Here is a 23,209-nt window from a genome sequence, read left to right as displayed (position 1 = left end):
CCTATATTTAAACTGTGACAATATTTGCTCAGATTCTACCACTCTATAAAGAGCCAGAACGCCTGGAAACTCGGCTGGCGGAAATTCCCGCAGAACCGGGTGTTTATTTCATGCGCGATGGGAGCGATCGCATTATATATATAGGTAAGTCGCGTAAGTTGCGATCGCGTGTTCGTTCCTATTTCCGCGATGGCTACAATAAAACTGAACGTATCGCCACAATGGTTAAGCAGGTGACAGAAATTGAGTTCATTGTCACCGATACGGAAGCGGAAGCTTTGGCTTTAGAAGCTAATTTAATCAAGCAGCACCAGCCCTATTTTAATGTGCTGCTCAAAGATGATAAAAAATATCCTTATGTTTGTATAACATGGTCTGAAGATTATCCCCGAATATTTATCACTCGTAAACGTCAGCTAGGAAAAGAAAAAGATAAGTATTACGGCCCTTACACTGATTCTGGTCTATTACGAGAAATATTACACTTATCGAAACGCATATTTGCGTTAAGACAACGACCGCAACCATTGTTTAAAGACCGTCCTTGCTTAAATTATGATTTAGGTCGCTGTCCGGGAGTATGTCAACAGCTAATCTCACCGGCAGAATATCGTCAAACTGTGCAGAAAGTTGCGATGGTGTTCCAAGGACGGACTCAGGAACTAATCGAAATTTTAACAGAACAAATGCACAAAGCCGCAGAGTCGTTAAACTTTGAGTCTGCGGCGCGAATTCGTGATCAAATAGGGGGGTTAAATTCTCTCAACGCACAGCAGAAGGTGTCTTTACCAGATGATACCATTTCACGGGATGCGATCGCTCTAGCTGCTGATACCCAACACGCCTGTATCCAATTATTTCAGATTCGCGCCGGGCAGTTAGTAGGACGTTTAGCATTTATCGCGGAATCTCAAGCTGAACCAGGCGCAATTTTACAACGGGTATTAGAAGAACATTATCAAACTGCGGATTCTGTGGAAATTCCCGCCGAGATTTTGGTACAGCATGATTTACCTGATGGGGAAATTTTAGCAGCAGCTTTGACGCAACGCAAGGGTAGAAAAGTTACAATTTTAGCTCCGCAGCGTCAAATTAAGGCAGAATTAATTGAGATGGTAGAACGCAATGCCCAATATGAATTACAAAGAATGCAAAAATTGGGCGATCGCAATAACCAAGCTTTGCAAGATTTAGCTGCTATTCTCGACTTACCCGACTTACCCCACCGCATCGAAGGTTATGATATTTCTCACATTCAAGGTTCTAATGCTGTAGCTTCTCAAGTCGTGTTTATCGATGGAATACCCGCCAAGCAACATTATCGTCACTATAAGATTAAAAATCCCACAGTCACCACAGGACACTCAGATGATTTTGCCAGTTTAGCGGAAGTAATTCAGCGACGCTTTCGCAAGTATGCGGAAGATTCACAATTACCAAGAGTAGATAATCCTGACTGGCCTGATTTAATTATGATAGATGGCGGTAAGGGTCAATTATCGGCGGTGGTTGCGGTTTTGCAAGAGATGAATTTATTAGAAGAGTTGCGAGTTGTTAGTTTAGCCAAGCGACGCGAGGAGATTTTTTTACCAGGAGAGTCAACACCTTTAGCAACTGATAGCGAACAACCCGGAGTACAGTTGTTGCGAAGACTGCGGGATGAAGCGCACAGATTTGCGGTGAGTTTCCATCGTCAACAACGCAGTGATAAACTCAAGCGATCGCGCTTAGATGAAATTCCCGGTTTAGGACATCATCGCCAAAAACAACTTTTAGCATATTTTCGTTCTGTTGACTATCTCCGACAAGCCACACCCGCACAAATCGCTGAAGTTCCCGGTATTGGGGCGAAGTTGGCTCAAACCATCTACGATTATTTTCATCCTTCAGATAGTTGACAGATTGTCTATGATTAATACTTCCAGAAAAGGGAAAACCAAAAAATAAATTATCCAAATTGACTGTTAGTAGGGTGCGTCAGGATGAATATTTTCTTGGTATAGCTAGGGTTTCTCGTACTGACGCACCCTACATTTTGGATGTTTTTTATTTGGAAGTCCCAAAAGTTATCTAGCCATTACCAATCTCTAGGTTAGCCAATACTAAGCTAATCGTCATTCATTTTTCCAGACTGAATCGCTTGTATTAAGGGCTTCAACCCTGGCTTTATGCAACTTAAATGCTGATTAGCTTAGGAATCAATAGTCTTGGCAGTTTTAGCAGAGGGTTGAATTTGGGAAACATTAACCAAACCTTAAGAAAACTTTTTTTGTTACCAAGGCTACAGTAATTCACTGCTGTTAAGATTTGAATAAAAAGATAGCTTTTAAGTTTCTTGAAAATGACTGTTAATAAACTTGTCTCAAAGGGCTAGGTATTGGGATCAGTCATATTCTAAGAAATTTGACATAAAATATTAATTCTTATATCTCCAGTAGGATGGTAAAAGCACCTGAACATTAAGATAATAAACAAGAATCTCGTACAATTTTCAAATCTAAAACCTGCTTGAAAATAAACAGCTATACATCTAGCTGTTGATATTTTTCTCTATTAATATAATATTTTCTGGCTACATTTAGCAATTCTTTCTTAATCAAGATAATTACAACCGGGGTCAAAACAATGGTACATAAAATTTACTGCCCAAACTGTGGCAGTGAAGCTGAACGTCACTATATTTTAGATAGTCAATTAACTAGAACACAGTGCCACAAATGTGATTATTTGATGATTAACTGTACTCTGACAGGGCGAGTTATTGAAGCTTATGCGCCAGGAATTCATGCAGCCGCAATTCATTTAAAAAAATAGGAAGCGGAGGGAGCGGAGGAGAAGGACTTTTACCCAGTCCCCAGTCCCTTCCAGTCCCTATCACCCTTGAGACTTTTGACTGGTTCGCAGTTGTCCACAAGCTGCATCAGCTTCTAAACCACGGGAGTAACGCACACTCACAGCTATGTTTTGTTGTTTGAGAACTGTGACAAAAGCTTGAATGCGATCGCGGTTTGGGCGTTTGTAATCAACTTCTTGGATGGGGTTGTAGGGGATTAAATTCACATGACTTTGAAATCCCCGCAGACGTTTTGCTAATTCTAAAGCGTGTTCTGGTAAATCGTTGACACCAGCTAGCAAGATATATTCAAAAGAAATCCGCCTTCCGGTAATGGCTACATATTCCCGACATTCTGTCAGCAAATCTTCAATTGGATAAGGGTGTGCGCTGGGGATAATTTGCTCACGTAGGGCTTGATTTGGAGCGTGGAGACTAACAGCTAGGGTAACTTGTAAATGTTCTTCGGCTAATTGACGGATGCGATCGCGGATGCCTACAGTAGAAACAGTCAGCGATCGCTGTCCAATACCCACATCTTGATTCAAACATTTAATTGCAGCTAAAACATTCTCAGTATTTAACAACGGTTCACCCATGCCCATGAATACTACATGACTCACCCGTTGTTGAAAATCCTCTTGTACAGTTAAGACTTGATCAACAATTTCATGTCTGCCTAAATTGCGTTTGTAACCACCTTTACCAGTAGCGCAGAAATCACACGCCATTGGACAACCCACCTGGGTAGAGACGCAGACAGTTAACCGCTTGTCTGTAGGAATACCAACGGTTTCGACAATCTGCCCATCAGCGAGTTGTAACAGATACTTCACAGTACCATCTGGTGCAACAGCCCGGTAGTGAATTTGAGAACGTCCGATGGGAACATCTGCAACTGTAGCACGCCATTGTTTCGGGAAAACAGAAATATCAGCAAGCGATCGCACTCCCTTGTGATAAATCCAATCATGGAGTTGCTTACCTCGATAAGCAGGTTGTCCTTGCTGCTGCACCCAAGCAGTTAACTCAGCCACCGAAGCACCGAGTAGCGGGGTTAAAGTTGTTGTGTCTGGGATGGGAGAGTTAACCGGAGAAACAAGAGGCGTAGCAGACATAGAAAATCACAATGTTGATGCTGAATCTCTATGGTACAACTTTCACATCGAGTTGGGGACTGGGGACTGGGGACTGGGTAAAATATTCTTCCCTCATCCCCCTACACCCCTATAGCGACTTCATTCTTCTTCGCCATCACTGTTTTCACATGATCAGCTAGCCGAATAGCTAAAGCGACAATGGTGAGTGTGGGGTTAGCATAACCGCCTGTGGGAAAAACAGAACTACTGGCGACGAATAGGTTAGAAACGCCGTGAACTTGACAATTGCGATCTACAACACCCTGTTTTGGATCGTCATTCATGCGTGTTGTTCCCAGATGATGATGTAAACCGGGATGGATTAATTTTGGTAAATTGCCATCTCGTGCAATTTGTAACTCACCGATGCCAGCCAGCGCAATTTCTTGTTTTAAGATTTCCTGTGTTCTCTTGATGTGGTCGATATCAATATCATGCCAACGCCAGTTTAACTTAACTCGCTGACGACCGAGAGCATCGCGATCGCCTGTCAATGTGATCCGATTTTCTGGATCAGGTACTTGTTCAGTTAATTGAAATAGTTCAAACCCAGCAAATCGCTTTTCCTTCCCTGGAATATATGACCAACCACCCCAAGGAAGACTAGGAATAAAAGGTTGCTGTTTAGTAATTGCTCCGTAAGCAGCAGGTAAGATATAGTCAAGACCCATAACAACATTACCCAAGTGTTGGAAAATGTTTTGATAAACTTGTGGATCATAGATTGATGACAGCAATTTCTTGAGTGAATTTGCTGCTTTTAATTGATATAGTTGCGGAACCGGTAATAATAATGTACTAATATTTAGTAATTTTTCGCGCTGCATCACATTTTCTGATAGAGCTAACTTGCCCATGACAGGGATGTTATTAACTCGCCGCAAATCATATAAAGCTGTCTTCTTAAAAATATCTCGATTAGTAGGAATCAAATGACCACAGTTAACTAGAGAATGATCCATAAAGAATCTACCCACTAGATCATTTTGATTACCTAGACCAGTTTTTTGAACCTTGTTAGATAGTAATAGTAAACGTGTCGTTTCTATACCACCTGTAGCCAGAATCACAACTTTAGCACAAACCCAGAATTCTTTTCCTGACAAACAGGCTACTCGTAAACGAGTGACATTTTTGGCTGTTACATCTGTTTCAATTTCCATTAAATTCGCATGGAGATAGGTAGTAATATTACTAGATTTCTGAATTACTTCCCGGTACTCATGGGTAAACACAGCACGAGGCCCAAACTGAAACATAGTAGTAGTGACATTACTAGAAAATGGTAGTTGAGGCGTATCAGCATCTTCCCAACTGGCAGCATCATAGGCAAAAGCTCCGAGTTTACAAACTGCTTGCGCGCGTTCATAGAAAGGATCAAGGTGAGATTTATCAAACGGCCAACCACTATAAGGAAGCCAATCACGCTTTTCAAAATCAATTTTGTCTAGTGGTACGTGTCTCACACCAATTTCATTGTTACCTATGCGAACCTTCCAATAGTTTGCAGTTCCACCAAACTGGAAACAACGTTGAGATTCTAATGTGTCAAACATATTATTAACACTTTCACCTAGAGCCAGTGATTGAGTCTTCTGATCAAAATCTAGTCCACCACTTTCTAATAAACAAACCCGAAAGTCTGCACCTGATAATTCACGAGCTAAAGTGATACCTGCCGGCCCAGTGCCAACAATGCAAACTTCAGTTTCAATGGTTTCATCTTCAGGTAGTGTACGTGCGTCGATTAACATGAAATAATTACCTTTGCCCAACCTAATTTTTTTTTGAGACGGGACTTTTAGATAACTTCTATCTTTCACGCACAAATTTCCACAAAACCTAGTCAACTGAGTTGATCAGCTAGTCTCCTCAGTCAATATGGTTTTAGCCTGGGTGCTAGATATTAGTTCAAGTACCTTCTGTCCTTAACTCAATAGAAATGAATATGGCACAACTTAATCAGGATGACTATATACTTCATGATTGTTCTTGAGGCTTGATTCAGTAGTTTTTTTGATAAAGATAAATTTGCAGTTATTTAAGTTACATAAAAAAAGTTAGTTATGTTACATAATCAAAAATTCAATGTAGGTAAAAACATCTAAAAACAAAGCTTGTTTAATGCCTACTGCAAATTTATTTTGTATAAATAAATAATTATTTATTGAAATTCATAAATATAGCTTTTAATGAAAACTTAAAAATTGAAGCTTTTTATGATTAATTACTTGATTAAATATTTAAATATTTTTAATGAAATCTGTTTTAAAATTCGTAGTAAGGGGCGGGTTTATGAATAATTCCTTCTACCCAGATATTTACTCCTTTAACCCGCCCGTACTTTAGACCTGATTATATATGCCTAGGCTGGTGTAGAAAGGACTAAAGACCTTACTACAAACCAGTTCAACCAAAAGTTGAACCATTCCAACCCCACATTGCACCCTTAGCATCTGCAAACTCAATATAAATACGATTTTGTGGCACTCCCAGAGTTTGATTAATCTGTTGGCAAAAATCCTGACTCATCGCCTTAGTTTGATTAGGGTTCATTGTGCCAATACTCTTAATTTCGATATAACAAACTGGTTCTGTAGTCCCAGCAAAAGTCATAGGAATTTCCGCTTCAAAAGCAGTCATCACATAAGATTCTGGCTTTCCCAGATGATTGGCTAACTTAGCTGAGAGACTTTTTAACATTGTCTCAATTTCAGCTTTTGCAGGTGCAGACACAGAAGTTTGTACTTTAATTAGAGGCATAATATCAATTCAAAATTCAAAATTCAAAATTTAATATTAACCCAAGTTGATGACGCAAGAAGATATTAGTCATTAGTCATTAGTCATTAGTCATTAGTCATTAGTTTTTCCTCCTCATCCTCCTCATCCCCCTCATCCCTAATCTCCACCTTGGCGAAATAAGCGACTATACTCAGGATGATAGAGACGCGATCGCCCGTTAGTTTGTGATAATGCTGGACTAATTACATAAAGTGTGGTACGAATCAGATTTTCTTGTTGGGTACAGTCTGCCATTTGCTTGAGAGGTACAACCTTAATTTTTTCATCCGGCCATCCTATGCGAAAACAAATTGCTACGGGGGTATCTGCTGGGTAATGTTCCAACAATTTGGCTTGTGCTGTTTCTACATGACGCGCACTCAGATATAAACACAAACTAGCTTGATGGGCGGCTAAAGAAGCTAATTCTTCCCGTGCTGGTACTTCTGTTCGTCCACTGATGCGCGTGAGGATGATAGTCTGCACTAAGCTAGGGACAGTTAACTCTACTTTTAGCGTAGCGGCTGCGGCTTGAAAAGCACTAATACCGGGAATGACTTCAAACGGGATATTAGCCTCAGTTAGAAGCTGTATTTGCTCGTGCATAGCACTGTAGAGACTAGGATCACCTGACTGGAGACGAACTACAGATTTATGCTGCGATCGCACTCGTTCAACCATTAAAGGTAGAATCTCTTCTAAAGTTTTGTCAGCCGTGCGAATAATTTCCGCATCTGCCCGACAAAACTGCAAAAGCTGTTCAGGAATCAGGGAATCAGCGAATAAAATTACATCTGCCACAGCTAGCAGTTTTTGAGCTTTGAGCGTCAGTAAATCTGGATCTCCAGGGCCTGCACCCACAATATAAACAGCAGCTGCTATGGAATTTTGATCATCTTTCATACGAACATTTTTAATAAGCTTGCGTAATTACTTGTAAATATCACCATTTCCAAAAATTTTTTAGGAATTTGCTCAGTATCTTTCCGGATTTACCCTATAGGGCTAGTAGAGAGAAATGGTAGATGCACCCTGGTTAAGCCCTAGAGACAACTCTGGGGCATTTTTTATTAGTCGTTAGTCATTAGTCATTCGTCATTAGCTTTTCTCCCCTGCTCCCTCATCCCCCTCATCCCCCTCATCCCCCTCATCCCCCTCATCTCCCTCATCTCCCTCATCTCCCTCATCTCCCTCATCTCCCCTACTCCCCTATTCCCTATACGCTACTGTTCACTAGGAGAAACGACATCAGGTAAAGGACGCTGACGCAGATAAAGCCACGCTAAACCAGCTAAACCTAAAGCAATTCCACCGAGACTGACAACTTGTGCAATTCGTAACGGCCCTAGCATCAAGCTATCAGTGCGAAGTCCTTCAATCCAAAAACGTCCTGAGCTGTAGGCTACTAAGTAAACCATAAATAATGTACCTACCCGCAGGCGTAGCTTCCCTGATAAACCTCGAAAGAATAAAGTAATCAACAGGGCAAACACCATTAAATCCCACAGCGATTCATAGAGAAAAGTGGGATGGAAATATTCAAAACTGGCTAACTCTGGGGGACGGCGTTCTGGTGGAATGTACAATTTCCACGGTAAATTGGTAGGACGACCAAAAGCTTCAGAGTTGAAGAAATTACCCCAACGCCCAATTGCTTGTCCTAAAATTAGTGAGGGAGCTACTAAATCTGCTAGTTGCCAAAAAGAAACTCGTTTGAGCTTGGCAAAAATTAACGCCGCTAAAGTCCCGCCAATAATTGCTCCATGAATGGCAATACCACCTTGCCAGATAGCTATAATCCGTCCAGGATTTTGGGCATATTCTGACCACTGAAATAAAACATAATAAAGCCGTGCGGCGGGAATTGCACTGATTACCAACCAAATTGATAAATCACTCAACAACTCTGGATTAACATGACGACGTTTTGCTAAATATTGGGAAAGGCTAACACCGATGAGTACAGCGCAAGCGATAAGTAAGCCATACCAACGGATAGCAATTGGCCCTATTTGCACCAAAATCGGGCCGGGAGAAGTAAACACAAACGCTAAAGGCAAAGCGGAAATATCCAGTACCATCTAAATTTACCTAGATTAATTCTGATCCAGTGTCGTTCATAGTCAATGGTCATTAGTCATTAGTCATTAGTCAATAGTCGTTAGTCATTAGTCATGAGTTTTTCTCCCCTGCTACCCAATCCCCAATCCCCAATCGCCAATCCCCAATCTCCAGTCCCCCAGTTTAGATATAATCACCTCAAATAACTTTTATACATACCAAGATTGTGATTGCAATTTATCCGGGTAGCTTCGATCCGATAACTTTGGGACACGTTGACATTATTCAGCGTGGTAGCCGACTGTTTGATGAGGTGATTGTTGCTGTATTGCGAAACCCCAATAAAGTACCACTGTTTAGCGTACAGCAACGTTTAGAACAAATTCGTCTGGCTACAAGTCATCTATCTAATGTCAAAGTAGATAGCTTTGATGGTTTAACTGTCAATTATGCCCAGAAACGACAAGCACAGGTGTTGTTACGGGGTCTGAGGGCGATTTCTGATTTTGAAGTAGAACTCCAGATGGCGCATACTAATAAAACACTTTCTACTCAAATCGAGACAGTTTTTTTAGCAACATCAAATGAGTATAGTTTTTTAAGTAGTAGTGTAGTAAAAGAAATCGCCAGATTTGGTGGTTCTGTCGATCATCTTGTCCCCCCGCACATTGCCTTAGATATATACAAATGCTACAACCAAAACTATCCAATAGCGAACCCAATCACAACGGAAGCTATCCCCCAGAGTACGTCAACGGAAACTCCCCTGGAGAAAATACCCAAACAGGGGGGGTAGATATTCAGCAGGAATTTGATCGCTTAGAGGAAATTATCCTGTCTAGTTTTCGCATCCCCCTGACAGGACGCACATTAGTCGATGAAGAAAAATTATTAGAACAGCTAGATTTCATCAGAGTTTCTTTACCGTCCATTTTTCAGGAAGCTGCCGTTATTTTGGCACAAAAAGATGAAATTCTCTTAGAAGCGGAAGAATATGGACAACAGCTTGTTGATGCGGCTGTAGCCAAAAGAGCGCAAATTTTAGCGGAGAGCGATATCATCAGGCAAGCTGAAAAAGACGCGGAACAACTGCGCCGTCAAGTGCAGCAAGAGTGTGACGCGATGATGAAAGAAACTCTGGCAGAAATTGAGCAGAAGCGGCGGGCTTGTCAACAAGAATTAGAAGAAATGCGACAAACTGCGATCGCTCAAGCTCAAGAAATTGAAACTGGTGCTGATGAATACGCTGATCGTGTCTTGGAAGGTATCGAACAAGATTTAAAAGATATGTTACGAATTATCACGAACGGACGACAACAAATCAGAGTGGATAGGCAATCACAGCAAAATTCACATTATCAAAGACACAAGTAAATCAATAGTTATCATCGAATTATATATAAAGCAGGAAAACCAATATGCAAGCCTACAAACTCTACGCCAAAATTGATGAATCTGGTCATTTAATTATTGACCAACCTCTCAATATTTCTCCCGGAATTGTAGAAGTTATTATTTTGCAACCCATTGCATCTACAGAAAGTTCTACAGCAGCCTCTACCGAACCACAAGCAGATAAGCCAAAACGGAAATCTAAAGTAAAAGCATTTGCAGGTTTATTTGAAAATGCTCTTCCTGTTCCACCTGACTTTGATGCTGATGCAGCGAGATGGGAAGCATTAAAGGAGAAGCATAATCTGTGAGAGTTCTGTTAGACACTAATGTTATTCTTGATGATGCTCTTGAACGTGAACCTTTTCTAGCAGCCAGCGAACAAGTTTTGGTAATGGTTGAGGAAGGAGCAATTGAAGGTTATGTTTCTGCTTCGATTTTTAGTGATTTATATTACATTATCCGCCGACCAAGGGGTCGAGAGTGGGCTGCGACTTATCTAAAACAGTTAGTCACTTTCTGCCGTATTGCTACTGTAGATAGCAACACAATCAACATGGCGTTAAACGCTAATTTTAGAGACTTTGAAGACGCTATTCAATACAGCACTGCGGTAATTAATCAATTAGATGCTATTGTTACTCGCAACCTTGGAGATTTTCCTGTGACTACTCCTCGAATTCTCACACCTGAGCAATTAATTCAAGAATTGACAAATACGCCATAAAATATTTCAGGTGAAAGTTTTGTTAGGTCTTTTGAAAATTGGCGTAAAACTTTTTTGTAAATATATTGAAAAGAAGGACTAAAGTCCTTACTACAAACTTTTAATTAAAGTAAGTCATCATACACCAAAATTATGCGGTGCGTTACGGCTAATTTTGAGTTTCGCCAACGCTCAAATTTTGACATAGCCGTAACACACTCTACGAGATTTACAATGTATATGTAAAATCGTTGACTAACATTCCAGGAACTAAACTACCTCCTAGTTGACGGCTTTCGTATGTCCCCACTTCTGGAATGAACTCTTGAAAGTTGGTGAAGTCTACTAAGTTCTCTCCCCAAAAACGATAGAGGCTTTCATCAAAGCGCAGGTTTTCTATGGGTGCGATAATTTCACCGTTTTCTACCCAAAAACAAGCGTAACGGGTCATTCCTGTAATTCTACCAGTTGGGCGATCGCTCCAATTTAAGTAATGCAAATTCGATACATACAACCCTGTGTCTAAACTAGATAGAATTTGCTCATAACCTAAGTTACCTTGACTAATTTCTGGCGCACGTAAAGTTTCTGAACTATTCGCACCATTGGCAGTTTTTTGATATTCTTTCGCCGTGCGAGAATTAATTAAGGTATTTACTAATCTACCATTTTCTATTATTGGTAGTTCTGGTGCTGCTATTTCTCCCAATTCATTAAATCGCGGTACTAACCCCCGTTGAAAATTTTCTTTCATACTAAATGCAGCCGACAATTGTTTTTCTTGTCTTGATAAAATGCCTAAAGCACTATTACCTTGTTGGATATCTGCTTCACTCACAGCACCCCAAGATAACATCCCCAACAAATCAGCAACGGCGGCTGGTGCAAAGTAAGTTTTGTATTGTCCCCTTGGTAATTCTTTCGGTTTACTTGATAGTAATTTCAGTTGTTGTTTAGCTTCGCTGATTTTATTCTCATAAGCTGCTGCATCCCAATTACTACCAGCAAATATTCCTTTAACTGCTTGTCCAGAGGCAATAAATAAAGAATAGTCTAAAGTAAAATAATCGGTGGCAAACCAATGTATTTGTCCACTAGAATCACCATAAGCTCTAATGACTATCCCCCCGGCATATATTCCAGTAAAATCTAATTCTTGAACTGGTTCTAATATGCTTGTTACTAATACATCTGGTGTTAATAAGTTACCTGTCTTGACTTCTCGACTGGTATGATTTCCTGATGGTAAAACGATGTATGGATCAACTGGTAATACAGGCAGTTCATCCCTTAATTCTTGCAAGGCATTGTATGCAGCTTTCCAGTCTGTTTCCCAGTTTCCTGTAAATGGGAACTGTCGAAAACTACTGCGCTGATTTGCAAACAGAGTTAATTCAACCCAACCATCAGCTACATAGCCAGTTTGCCGAACTTTGGCATTATTAAAGCGAGTAAATTGACTGCGTTCACATTTTAATTTGATGGTGAATTGTTCATTTTCTGCTTTTTTAGTCAGCAGTGTTTCTAATATTTGATTAAAACTAACTTCTAATGTGGATAGTTCTTGGTTCATAATTAAGAATAATGGACATAAAAAATGTATTTAATTAATGTTGGGTTTCCTTGCGTCAACCCAACCTACACAACTACGAACTATACTATTTTGAATTTTTAACTTCCTCCGCCAAAGACTTCGACGTTAGCGAATACACAAACTGGTGAACCATGTCCTACCCAAATGGCTTGGTTGGGTTCGCCTTTCCCACAGTAAGGTGTACCGTACATTTCCCAGTTGGAGTCATTCCCGACTTGAATTAAGCTGTGCCAAAATTCTGGGGTGGTGGCTCGATAGTTAGGGTTACGCAGGGTTTTGGTAAGTTTACCATTTTCTATTAATTTGGCATACTCACAGCCAAATTGAAATTTATAACGGCGATCATCAATTGACCAAGAACGGTTAGATTCCATGTATACGCCATGTTCTATGTTACTAATCATCTGGTCAAAACTGGCGTTTCCTGGTTCTAAGTTTAAGTTTGCCATGCGGTCAATTGGGGCGCGGTTCCAAGAGGATGCACGGGCGCAAGCTACCCCAGGAATTCCGGCTCTAGCTTGACTTTCTAAACTGCCTAAACCTCTTTGTAATACACCTTCTTTGATTAAATATTCTCGTTGGGCGATCGCTCCTGTATCATCAAAACCATAACTGGCATATTCACCTTCAACGGTGGGGTCAAAGGTAATATTCATCAAGGGCGAACCGTAGACTAATTTACCAAAGTCGTTGGCGGTGACAAAGCTACCTCCGGCGTAGTTGCGTTCATCTCCTAAGATGCGGTCAATTTCTAAAGGATGTCCGACACTTTCATGAATTTGTAGCATCATTTGGTCGGGTGCTAAGACTAAATTGGTGCGGGTGGTGGGACATTCTGCGGCGGTTAACAATTCTAGGGCTTGTTCCCCAATTTTCTGCACCTGTCGCCATAAATTATCTTTTTGTAACAGTTCCATGCCGCCTTGATAACAATGTGCTTGCCAACCGTTATTACTGCGTTGTTGGACTACTGCCCCATCTTGTGCGATCGCTCCATAATGAGTTCCTAAAGATAATATCTTTTGATATATCTCAGAACCATTGCTACTTGCAAACCAACTTTCTTTTTGATTCGTGCTGATGTTGGCTGTAGTTTGCACAATTTTGTCGCTAACTTTTAATGTCTGACAAATTCGCACCAATAAATCATTAATTTCCCCTGGACACAGCGCATCTAATGGTTGTAAAAATGGGGAGTTATATTCACCTACAACTTTCGGACGTTCTGTTTCCCGAAAAGGGTAAATTCGCCACTGACTAGATGCGAGTGCTTGCTTATACGCCATTTCTGCCGCCGCTTGTAGAGATGGCAATTCTAAAGAATTAGTGGCTGCATAACCGATACAGCCGTTAACTAATACTTCTAGCATTGCTCCCATTGTGGTTGATTTGCCGTTTGATTGGGGCAAACCATCACGGACATAATGGTTAGCAGCAGTTTCTTTAACAACTCGAATACCGATCCAATCAGCAGGTATTTTAAAACTAGCGATCGCTTTTGTTAATTCTGACCACATAATACAATTCAAAATTCAAAATGCAAAATTCAAAATTATTTTGAATTATTTTGTTTGGTTTTGACGACTATTGCTGCAATTATCTTGATTAATTCGTTGGTTTCGCCCAAAATTGCTCATAGTCGGTTTTCTGGAATCAATTCAGTAGCAATTAGAAGTCTAAGCCAATATCTGGTTTCCCTCCCCTCTTTCAGTGCAATTTCTAGCTTATTGACAAAATCTGCTGTACTCTGAGCCGCTTGAGATTCTTCAACATTTGCTCCAATAGAAGTTCCAGAACGAAGCAACTGCTTAGAAATAGTTCTTACTACGCCTGGACTTTCATCCAGCACCTTGCATAGATTAATAATCCGAATGGCAAACTCAAAGGTTCTATCAGTAATCGCTTTATTGTGACTCATCATTTTGAATTTTGAATTTTGAATTTTGAATTTTCAATTTAACTCCTATGCCAACGTGTACCTTGAGGGCTATCTATTAAAGTTATACCTTGAGCTTGTAATTCGTTGCGGATGCGATCGCTTTCGGCAAAGTTCTTAGCTTTTCTCGCTGCTTGTCTTTGCTCAATTAAATCCTCGATTTCTGCATCACTCAAACCCGCTTGTGTCAGGGTTTCATCATCTGGGGTGGCTTCTAAACCTAAGACTTGAGCTAACGTCACCAGGGTGTACCATTGACGGTGCAGTTCATCGGCTGGGGTTTTGGTACTTCCCTCATGCACTAAAATATTACCTTCCCGGCGCAATTCTTTAGCTAATTCAAACAACACGGCTAAACCACCAGGGAAATTAAAATCATCATCGCCTAATTCTTGAAAGCGGGCGGCAAGTTCGGGAATAATTGATGATTCTGTACCCCATCCTAGTTTTTCGCCGTATTGATAGCCAAAGAGTAACCCTTCTTTTAGGGTTTTCCAGCTATTCTCAGCAGTTGCGATCGCCTCTGCTGTAAAATCTAAAGGTTTGCGGTAATGTGCCTGTAACACAAACAATCTTACAGCCATTGGGTTAACTGGCTCACCTTGCCAATTCCCCACACCATCTAACAATTCTCTAATGGTGATGAAATTACCCAATGATTTCGACATTTTTTGACCATTCACCATTACCATGCCGTTATGTGTCCAATAACGCGCCAATGGTTGATTCATAGCTGCTTCTGACTGAGCAATTTCATTTTCATGGTGAGGAAAAATCAAATCACCACCACCACCATGAATATCAATGGTTTCCCCTAACTTAGAGCGTATCATGGCCGAGCATTCTATGTGCCATCCCGGACGACCTTGACCCCAAGGCGAATTCCACGCCGGTTCTCCTGGTTTTGCTTTCTTCCATAAAGCAAAATCAAAGGGGTGTTGCTTTTTACTTTCTGATTCTTCTGTGTCTAACCGTCCGCTAGCACCAGCTTGCATTTGTTCTAGTTCTCTCCCAGAGAGTTTACCATACTCAGGAAAGCGTTCAACACGGTAATAAACATCACCACCGACTGCGTAAGCTAGACCTTTTTGTTCTAAAGTCTGAATCAGTTGATGAATTTCGGGAATATGTTCAGTGACGCGGGGATACTCATCCGCATCCATCACATTTAAACGGCGGATATCTTCAAAATAAGCATCAATAAAGCGGTTAGATACCGCTTCCATCGTTGAACCTTGTTCTTTGGCGCGGTTGAGAATTTTATCGTCAATATCGGTAAAATTTTGGATGTAGGATACCTCAAAACCTCGCCAGAGCAAATAACGGCGAATCGTATCCCAAACGATGTAAGAACGTGCATGACCCAAATGGCAGTAGTCATAAACTGTAACACCGCAGCAATACATCTTAACCTTGTTTGGTTCTACGGTTTCAAACGGTTCTTGACGACGGGAGAGGGTATTGTAAATAGTTAGGGTCATAACACAGTAACTTTGAAATAGAGATACGCAATAATAGGGTAAAGCCGGAGGAATAATTCTCCAGCATCCCTATGCTAGTACATCCCGGCAGCAATACAACTACCATTTAAAGCAGTACAAAAGCCCAAAATACAACTCTTGAGACTTTTGACTTCCCTAGCAACTTTTTAACTTGTCTCGGATTATCTAATTTTTCGCGCACAGTATTATGCAATCAGCAGTTACTTCTAATTCTCAACCAATGGATGCCCCCAAGCAAGGAATGCCAGTCACGATTATTACTGGATTTCTCGGTAGTGGCAAAACAACTTTACTTAACCATATTCTCAGTAATCAACAAGGTTTAAAAACTGCCGTTTTAGTCAATGAATTTGGTGAAATTGGCATTGACAACGAGTTAATTGTTTCCACTGATGAGAATATGGTGGAACTCAGTAATGGTTGTATCTGCTGCACTATTAATAATGATTTAGTCGATGCTGTATACAAGGTTTTGGAACGGGAAGAAAAGCTAGATTATTTAGTTGTAGAAACAACAGGACTAGCAGACCCTCTACCCGTAGCTTTAACTTTTTTGGGGACAGAACTTAGGGATTTAACCCGGTTAGATTCGATTATTACGGTAGTAGATGCAGCGAATTACAGCTTAGATTTATTCAACTCTCAAGCAGCTTACAGTCAAATTGCCTACGGTGATGTGATTATTTTGAATAAGGCAGATTTGGTTGATGAAGCGCAATTAGATGATTTGGAAAGAAAAATTAACGAGGTGAAGGAAGGAGCAAGGATTTTAAGAACTACGCGATCGCAAGTTTCTTTACCTTTAATTCTCAGTGTCGGACTGTTTGAATCTGACAAATATTTTGACACTGTTGATGAGCATGATCACTCACATCATGATCATGACCATCACGACCATGATCATGATCATTCTACCTGCGGTCATGACCATCACGACCATGATCATGATCATTCTACCTGCGGTCATGACCATCACGACCATGACCACCATCACCACCATCATTCTGATCACTTAGAAAATGATGGTTTTACCTCCATATCTTTCCAAAGTGATAAACCCTTCTCAATTCGCAAGTTTCAATATTTTCTAGACAACCAGCTACCTACAAATATCTTCCGCGCCAAGGGGATTATGTGGTTTGACGAAAGTCCTAAACGTCATATTTTCCACCTGTGCGGTAAACGGTTCACCCTAGATGATGACGAGTGGAAAGGTGAACCCAAAAATCAGATCGTGCTAATTGGGCAAAATTTAGATCGGGAAACTTTACTCAGTCAATTAGAAAACTGTCTGTGTCTTCCTTCCACTAACCGAGGTAAAGGGTTTGGGAAATAGTTATTAGTCATTAGTCATTAGTCATTAGTCATTAGTCATTAGTCATTGATGATTAAATTGACTAATGGCTGATGTTTAAGAAAAAATGAATATTATGCGCGTAATTATCCAGCGAGTGAAATCATCTCAAGTTAGTGTTAACGGTGAAATTGTCGGCAAAATAGAACGAGGATTAAATTTACTTGTCGGTATTGCTGATACAGACACAGATGCAGAACTCGACTGGATGGCGCGTAAATGTTTAGAGTTACGCCTGTTTCCTGATGCAGAGGGTGGTGACAGGTGGCAAAAATCTGTGCAAGAGATTGCTGGTGAGTTGTTGGTAGTTAGCCAATTTACCCTTTACGGTGATTGTCGCAAAGGTCGCCGTCCTTCCTTTGACCGTTCCGCGAATCCTTCGCAAGCTGAAGAATTATATCACAGTTTTGTAGCAAAGTTAAGAACTAGCGGTTTAAAAGTAGAAACAGGTAAATTCGGTGCAATGATGCAAGTCAGCATCGAAAATGACGGCCCCGTAACATTAATACTAGAAAGATAGTCATGAGTCATTAGTCATTAGTCCTTAGTTATTAGTCCTTAGTCATTAGTCGTTAGTTGTTAGCTTTTCCCCTCTGCTCCCAGTCCCCAGTCCCCAATCCCCAATCTCCACCAAATGATGAGACAATATTAAACTAATGATTACAAAAGTTTAAGTTGATTGATCATGGCAAAAATCCAGTTTTCCAGGGGACTTAACGAAGAAGTAATTCCAGAGGTACGTTTAACGCGATCGCGCAGTGGTGACAGTGGTACAGCAACGTTTATTTTTACAAATCCTACAATTTGGGCTGAAGGTAGCACGGAAGAAGTCACCGGAATGTACCTAATTGACGAAGAAGGGGAAATAGTCACCCGTGAGGTTAAGGGTAAATTTATTAACGGTAAACCAGAAGCGATTGAAGCAGTTTACTTGATGAAATCCGCACAAGAATGGGATCGTTTTATGCGCTTCATGGAACGATACGCTGAAGAAAACGGTTTAGGATTTAGTAAAGCTTAAGTAGTCCTTGGGGATTGGGCATTGGGCATTGGGCATATATCAATTCAAAAAAATTCAAAATTCTTACATTAAAGAATTGTGGGGAAAAATCTCCCTTGCTCCCTTGCTCCCCTGCCCCTCTGCTTCCTCTGCTTCCTCTGCCTCCTCTGCTCCCCTATTCTCGATTCCCTTTTTCATCTCATGACATCACAACCCCATCCAGATGCGCCGGGAATGATGGTAACTTGCGCGGTTGTTACCGTCAGCGACACGCGTACCCCAGAGACAGACAAAAGCGGTAAAATTATCCAGCAGTTGCTAGCTGCTGCTAACCACACTGTGGCAGATTATGCAATTATTCAAGATGAACCAGCGCAGATTCAACAACAGATAAAATTACTCTGTCAAAAAGCGAATTTGGATGTTGTGATTTTTAATGGTGGTACAGGGATAGCACCTAGAGATACTACCTATGATGCTATTGAGAAGTTGTTAGAAAAAACTTTGCCTGGGTTTGGGGAGTTGTTTAGATTTTTAAGTTATCAAGAAATCGGTTCTCGTGCGATCGCCTCTCGTGCTGTGGCAGGTGTGTATCAACAGAAACTCATTTTTTCTCTACCTGGTTCTAGCAATGCAGTGCGATTGGGCATGGAAAAATTAATTTTACCAGAACTGACTCATTTGGTTAGTCAAATACGGAAATCAATCAGGGAGTAGGGAGTGGCGAGTGGGGGAGCAGAGGGAGCGGAGGAAGCGGAGAAAGCGGAGGGAGCAGGGGAGCAGAGGGGAAAAGCTAACGACTAACCACTAATGACTAATGACTAATGACTAATGACGACTATTTATTTGGTCTACCGCAACCTTCTAAAACAGTATTACCCATAATAAATATAGCTGAGTAGGGATATTTGATATCAGACATCCCATCACTACAGGATTCTACTTTTTTCATCACCAGTGTATTAGTTGTATTGTTTCTACCTCTGAATCGATAAACTCTTACTAAGTCCACTGGACGACCGGATGCTGTTAACGGCGCGACATAGGGGAAGGTTTGGCGAGTTTCTGGTGTGGAGTAGATAATACCTTTTTTACTAATTTTTACACTCCAAAATGGTTCTGTTCCACTGACAATAAACTCTTCTGTATTCCTGCTTCTATTGTTAGCTTGAGCCACTAATAAATTACTATTGTTAGCATTGCTGGGACTGCTTGTTAATAAACTGGTGCTAATTCCCATTAACAATATTGGCGCAATTAATCTTTTCATCTGTTCATTGGTTAACTCTATGAATAGATCCAATGTATTGACAGACGATTTCTTAAGAAAGAATCGGAAAAATTATGTTTTGCGGTTTGCGCCTACTTTGCAAGCAGCCCCTTCTGTTCTTGTTTCCTTACGAGAAGCTGACAGCCTCTTAGTAAGGAAATATTGCTCTTTTACCTGGACGAATATCACCGTGGAAGAATCCCTTATTACGTCCCATAAAAACGGCATCTCCCAAGCCGACAAACTGAGAATTTTTTAACACTTCCCACAGTTTTTTGAAGTCACCGTTCATGGGTTGCATATCCAGCGCACGGAAGTAGAGATGTTGGCTGTTGCGAACACCGCCAACTGCTTTGTTTACCTGGGGTGGACGGTAGCCGGAAGTAATGATGATAGGTGAGCCGAACTTCTCTCTGACTTCTCCCCAAACTTTAGCCAGTCTAACTGCATTCTGTACATATTCAGAAATAGTAGGAATGCGAGTACAGCCCTTAGTGGCTTCACCCCAAGTTAAAGGTATACCTTCGACAATGTATTGGTTCTCATAAACTACCTCACCATTGGGAAGTTTCATTGACTTTCCAGTACGTTTCCCCGCATCTAAATTGAGTTTGGGTTGTGAGTTACTACTGTCATTAGTTTTACTTGCCGTCTCTTCCTTGCCTTTGAACTCTAGCAACTCCTTAGCCGTAGTTACTCCCAGGAGCAAAGGGAACTCTAGTTGATTATCTTCTTTGAAGTCTGCAAAAGCTTGTTTGGTGATCGGGCCTACAATACCGTCTACCTCTATCTTCAGGATTTCTTGTATTTCTTTAATCAGTTCTGGAGAACAATCAATGATGGAAATCGTGGGCGCGGTTGCTTGAATAAACTCAGATAGGGATTTGATGTTAGAAGTCATATATGATTACAAATCTTAAACTGACGTAAATTAACAGTCTTGTCAAGTTGTTTGCTATTTGCATCAGATAGTATCATATTTAACCTTCTTCAAACACGTTTAGTAAAGTGTTCGATATTACTTTAACTTACTATGAGGATAGAGAATGGTTGATAGGTGATCAAAAACTCAATAGAATAACCCCACCTTCTTCCAGAAAGCGGGGTTATGGTGTTATGGTTTTTTAAAAAAGATTTAAACCGGCGCGATGAGCTACGCCCGACCGGAGGTCATCGCTAAACAAATTGCGGCTAAGATAGCGGCGATGATATAAAATACGCGCACTACTTGCAACTCTGACCATCCAGATAACTCTAAATGATGATGTAGAGGAGCCATTTTAAACAGACGTTTACCTTTACCATCGGGGCCTTTTGTGGCTTTGTAATAACTTACCTGTGCCATTACAGATAGGGTTTCTACAAAGAAGATGCCACTGAGAATAAACAAGGCTACTAAGGTGTTAGTTAACAATGCTACGGCTGCTAAAGCCCCACCTAAAGCCAGAGAACCAGTATCCCCCATAAACACACGGGCTGGGTTGTGGTTATGTGCTAAGAAACCTAAACAGCTACCACTTAAGGCAGCACAGAAAATCATTAATCCTAGGGAAGTAGGAGCAACTATAGTACCTAATGCTAGCAGGGCGATCGCTACTGTTCCAGCTGCTAAACCATCAATACCGTCAGTTAAATTAGTGGCATTACTCTCGGCGACAAGTACAAAGCCAGCTAAAGGCCAAAATAAGAATCCCAAAGGTAGAGTAAAGCTCACCCAAGGTAAAGCAATATTGGTAATATTGCCTGTTTGATTAAACATCAGCCACAGACAAAAGGCGAAAGCAAAACTAATTTGCAATAACAATTTCATCCGGGGAGAGATGCCTTTATTAGACTTGCGTCGGAGAATTTGCCAATCGTCAATCCAGCCAATTAAACCATAGCTGAGAGTTAACGCGGAGACGGCAAGGACTTCTGGGGCAAAATTAGACCAAACACAAGCAACTAGCACAGCCACGGGGATAAAAAAGATACCGCCCATAGTAGGTGTGCCAGCTTTCTTTAAATGGGCTTGGGGGCCATCCTCTCGGATAATTTGCCCAGTTTTGAGTGCTTGCAGTGTAGGTACTACCCAGTAACCTAAAGCTGCTGATATCAGGGCAGACATTACCAATGGCAGAGTCAGTGACATACCCTGCCAAGGGGTTCTATTTGCCAGACTATCTAAAATTACAGATGCTATACCCAGTCCGGCGGCTAGGCCAGAAGCCAGACCAATGCCAGAAACATTTAATCCTTGGTTTGGAGATAATTTCGCGTCCACAAAACCTTCCCTTCACTCCACACTTAATCAAACTAAAAAACAGAATACGTTTTCAACAATCCCAGTCATCAAAGACTAATCTTCATCTAGACTGATATCGTCATCGTCATCATCCAGGTAGTCGATGCCGTCATCTCCACCGAGAAATTCTGATATTTCTTCTTCCTCATCTTGAAAGTCAGGTTCAAGTTGATCGCGCGCAATCAGCCTACCGTTGGCTTGTAACCAATCTAATAAAGAAGATTCTTGCTTGAGGGGGATGACAGCAGCACGCTGATTTCTGGGTTCTTCACGTAGGGGAGAATTCAACATATCGACTAATAGGCAAAAAAGCTTATGTAACTTGACATTAAGAAGTCTATCACTTGAGACGCGATAATTTAGTTATTTCTTCAACTCAGGGATGAATAAATCCGCAAGCTCACCAAAATATTTTATTTAATAGTGATAGAGGAATTAACAACTGATTCTGAGTAATTTTTCCGGGTTCATACATAGACATTCATATCAACTTAATGTGGCTTTAATCCTGATAGTTTTTGAGGGCATAGGTAATGTTTAAAAAAGCAGCTCTACTAGATGCGATCGCTGGTACTAATCGGGGTTTACTCGCTAGTGAACCGCAAAAACAGGCTATCTTAGCGGCGATCGCCACCTTAGAAGACCTAAATCCTACACCGCGTCCATTAGAAGCTACCAACTTGCTAGAAGGCAATTGGCGATTACTCTATACAACCAGTAAGGCTCTCTTGAACATAGATCGCCTACCTGTATATAAACTTGGTCAAATTTATCAGTGTATTCGGGTAGAAACCAAGAGCGTCTACAACATCGCCGAAATTTATGGCTTACCTTATCTTGAAGGATTAGTTAGTGTAGCTGCTCAATTTGATCCTGTTTCCGAACGGCGTATCCAAGTCAAATTTCAGCGTTCTATCGTCGGCTTACAACGATTAATAGGATACACTTCTCCAGAGAATTTTATCCAACAAATTAGCTCAGGGAAAAAATTTATGGCTTTGGATGTACCTATCAATAGTGATACACAACAAGGCTGGTTGGACATCACCTATCTTGATGAAAATTTGCGGATTGGCAGGGGTAACGAGGGTAGCGTGTTTGTTTTAAGCAAAACATAATATTTTTCTCAAAAATGTATTTGCGAACGAACTTATTCGATCATTGACACTTTGTCAAGATGGTTTTGACACCATACTATAGTTTGTGATTTGGGACATAACAGCAACTAAAGGTAGAGATTGGTAGGTGGGGACTGGGGATTGGGGACTGGGGGCAGGGGATTAGGGGGCAGGGGAAGATGAGGGAGATGGGGGAGATGAGGGGGATGGGGGCAGGGGAGGCAGGGGAGGCAGGG

General features: G+C 41.0%; 24 protein-coding genes. 11 read left to right on the top strand and 13 right to left on the bottom strand.

Annotation, left to right across the window (positions count from 1 at the left end; genetic code table 11):
* Nucleotides 1-14 precede the first annotated feature (14 nt).
* Nucleotides 15-1,898, top strand: a complete 1,884-nt coding sequence (gene uvrC / locus AACS98_RS04345) for an excinuclease ABC subunit UvrC (protein WP_066376748.1) — start codon at nt 15-17, stop codon at nt 1,896-1,898.
* 727 nt (nt 1,899-2,625) lie between these two features.
* On the top strand, nt 2,626-2,814 hold the full coding sequence (locus AACS98_RS04340) for a replication restart DNA helicase PriA (protein WP_066376746.1): 189 nt from the start codon (nt 2,626-2,628) through the stop codon (nt 2,812-2,814).
* A 60-nt stretch (nt 2,815-2,874) separates the two neighbouring features.
* On the opposite strand, the gene rlmN is transcribed toward AACS98_RS04340, so the two are convergent.
* From rlmN to lgt, 5 genes are all read right to left on the bottom strand, one after another.
* Entirely contained in the window at nt 2,875-3,951 is a 1,077-nt protein-coding gene (gene rlmN, locus AACS98_RS04335; RefSeq protein WP_066376744.1) for a 23S rRNA (adenine(2503)-C(2))-methyltransferase RlmN, read from the bottom strand.
* A gap of 101 nt (nt 3,952-4,052) precedes the next feature.
* Nucleotides 4,053-5,726, bottom strand: a complete 1,674-nt coding sequence (locus AACS98_RS04330; RefSeq protein WP_066376743.1) for a GMC oxidoreductase — start codon at nt 5,724-5,726, stop codon at nt 4,053-4,055.
* 655 nt (nt 5,727-6,381) lie between these two features.
* Nucleotides 6,382-6,735 (bottom strand): phenylpyruvate tautomerase MIF-related protein, encoded by a 354-nt coding sequence (locus tag AACS98_RS04325; RefSeq protein WP_066376741.1) that lies wholly within the window; start codon nt 6,733-6,735, stop codon nt 6,382-6,384.
* A gap of 138 nt (nt 6,736-6,873) precedes the next feature.
* Entirely contained in the window at nt 6,874-7,659 is a 786-nt protein-coding gene (cobM, locus tag AACS98_RS04320) for a precorrin-4 C(11)-methyltransferase (RefSeq protein ID WP_066376738.1), read from the bottom strand.
* Nucleotides 7,660-7,979: 320 nt separating this feature from the next.
* Nucleotides 7,980-8,837 carry a prolipoprotein diacylglyceryl transferase gene (gene lgt, locus AACS98_RS04315; protein ID WP_066376736.1) on the bottom strand — a complete coding sequence of 286 codons (858 nt, stop codon included), beginning with the start codon at nt 8,835-8,837 and terminating at the stop codon, nt 7,980-7,982.
* A 206-nt stretch (nt 8,838-9,043) separates the two neighbouring features.
* Here lgt and coaD point away from each other — a divergent pair, with 206 nt between their 5' ends.
* From coaD to AACS98_RS04295, 4 genes are read left to right on the top strand one after another with little or no spacing between them, the layout of a single operon-like run.
* Nucleotides 9,044-9,613, top strand: a complete 570-nt coding sequence (coaD, locus tag AACS98_RS04310) for a pantetheine-phosphate adenylyltransferase (RefSeq protein WP_066376734.1) — start codon at nt 9,044-9,046, stop codon at nt 9,611-9,613.
* On the top strand, nt 9,505-10,191 hold the full coding sequence (locus AACS98_RS04305; protein WP_082803707.1) for a DivIVA domain-containing protein: 687 nt from the start codon (nt 9,505-9,507) through the stop codon (nt 10,189-10,191). The genes coaD and AACS98_RS04305 overlap by 109 nt, the downstream gene beginning before the upstream one ends.
* A gap of 44 nt (nt 10,192-10,235) precedes the next feature.
* A complete protein-coding gene (locus tag AACS98_RS04300) occupies nt 10,236-10,520 on the top strand; it encodes a hypothetical protein (protein WP_066376733.1) in 285 nt (94 codons plus the stop codon).
* Nucleotides 10,517-10,936, top strand: coding sequence for a type II toxin-antitoxin system VapC family toxin (locus AACS98_RS04295; RefSeq protein WP_066376732.1), 420 nt, complete (start codon nt 10,517-10,519; stop codon nt 10,934-10,936). The genes AACS98_RS04300 and AACS98_RS04295 overlap by 4 nt, the downstream gene beginning before the upstream one ends.
* A 208-nt stretch (nt 10,937-11,144) precedes the next feature.
* On the opposite strand, the gene AACS98_RS04290 is transcribed toward AACS98_RS04295, so the two are convergent.
* The 4 genes from AACS98_RS04290 to cysS all read right to left on the bottom strand — a co-directional run bounded on the left by AACS98_RS04290 (nt 11,145) and on the right by cysS (nt 15,926).
* Entirely contained in the window at nt 11,145-12,488 is a 1,344-nt protein-coding gene (locus AACS98_RS04290; RefSeq protein ID WP_066376731.1) for a TldD/PmbA family protein, read from the bottom strand.
* A gap of 98 nt (nt 12,489-12,586) precedes the next feature.
* Entirely contained in the window at nt 12,587-14,026 is a 1,440-nt protein-coding gene (locus AACS98_RS04285; protein ID WP_066376730.1) for a TldD/PmbA family protein, read from the bottom strand.
* Nucleotides 14,027-14,142: 116 nt separating this feature from the next.
* Entirely contained in the window at nt 14,143-14,430 is a 288-nt protein-coding gene (locus AACS98_RS04280; protein ID WP_339373684.1) for a four helix bundle protein, read from the bottom strand.
* Nucleotides 14,431-14,465: 35 nt separating this feature from the next.
* A complete protein-coding gene (cysS, locus tag AACS98_RS04275) occupies nt 14,466-15,926 on the bottom strand; it encodes a cysteine--tRNA ligase (RefSeq protein ID WP_066376728.1) in 1,461 nt (486 codons plus the stop codon).
* Between the two features lie 208 nt (nt 15,927-16,134).
* Here cysS and AACS98_RS04270 point away from each other — a divergent pair, with 208 nt between their 5' ends.
* From AACS98_RS04270 to AACS98_RS04255, 4 genes are all read left to right on the top strand, one after another.
* Entirely contained in the window at nt 16,135-17,283 is a 1,149-nt protein-coding gene (locus AACS98_RS04270; protein WP_066376726.1) for a CobW family GTP-binding protein, read from the top strand.
* Nucleotides 17,284-17,377: 94 nt separating this feature from the next.
* Nucleotides 17,378-17,821, top strand: coding sequence for a D-aminoacyl-tRNA deacylase (dtd, locus tag AACS98_RS04265; RefSeq protein ID WP_066376910.1), 444 nt, complete (start codon nt 17,378-17,380; stop codon nt 17,819-17,821).
* Between the two features lie 165 nt (nt 17,822-17,986).
* Nucleotides 17,987-18,322: a photosystem II reaction center protein Psb28 gene (gene psb28, locus AACS98_RS04260; protein ID WP_066376725.1), complete on the top strand. Its 336-nt coding sequence runs from the start codon at nt 17,987-17,989 to the stop codon at nt 18,320-18,322.
* 180 nt (nt 18,323-18,502) lie between these two features.
* Nucleotides 18,503-19,018 (top strand): MogA/MoaB family molybdenum cofactor biosynthesis protein, encoded by a 516-nt coding sequence (locus AACS98_RS04255; protein WP_066376723.1) that lies wholly within the window; start codon nt 18,503-18,505, stop codon nt 19,016-19,018.
* Between the two features lie 121 nt (nt 19,019-19,139).
* On the opposite strand, the gene AACS98_RS04250 is transcribed toward AACS98_RS04255, so the two are convergent.
* From AACS98_RS04250 to AACS98_RS04235, 4 genes are all read right to left on the bottom strand, one after another.
* The gene (locus tag AACS98_RS04250; RefSeq protein WP_066376721.1) at nt 19,140-19,571 is read right to left on the bottom strand and encodes a COG3650 family protein; all 432 of its coding nucleotides are present in this window, start codon (nt 19,569-19,571) and stop codon (nt 19,140-19,142) included.
* A 148-nt stretch (nt 19,572-19,719) separates the two neighbouring features.
* Nucleotides 19,720-20,472: a D-Ala-D-Ala carboxypeptidase family metallohydrolase gene (locus AACS98_RS04245; protein ID WP_066376719.1), complete on the bottom strand. Its 753-nt coding sequence runs from the start codon at nt 20,470-20,472 to the stop codon at nt 19,720-19,722.
* 252 nt (nt 20,473-20,724) lie between these two features.
* Entirely contained in the window at nt 20,725-21,834 is a 1,110-nt protein-coding gene (mraY, locus tag AACS98_RS04240) for a phospho-N-acetylmuramoyl-pentapeptide-transferase (RefSeq protein ID WP_066376718.1), read from the bottom strand.
* A 75-nt stretch (nt 21,835-21,909) separates the two neighbouring features.
* A complete protein-coding gene (locus AACS98_RS04235) occupies nt 21,910-22,146 on the bottom strand; it encodes a DUF3134 domain-containing protein (protein WP_066376714.1) in 237 nt (78 codons plus the stop codon).
* A 242-nt stretch (nt 22,147-22,388) separates the two neighbouring features.
* Here AACS98_RS04235 and AACS98_RS04230 point away from each other — a divergent pair, with 242 nt between their 5' ends.
* Nucleotides 22,389-22,973, top strand: a complete 585-nt coding sequence (locus AACS98_RS04230; RefSeq protein ID WP_066376712.1) for a PAP/fibrillin family protein — start codon at nt 22,389-22,391, stop codon at nt 22,971-22,973.
* Nucleotides 22,974-23,209: the final 236 nt, after the last annotated feature.

The organism is Anabaena sp. CA = ATCC 33047, from assembly GCF_963870205.1.
Classification (GTDB): domain Bacteria; phylum Cyanobacteriota; class Cyanobacteriia; order Cyanobacteriales; family Nostocaceae; genus Trichormus.
Note: the sequence above shows the minus strand (reverse complement) of the source record. Positions and strands in the feature narration are given on the sequence as shown.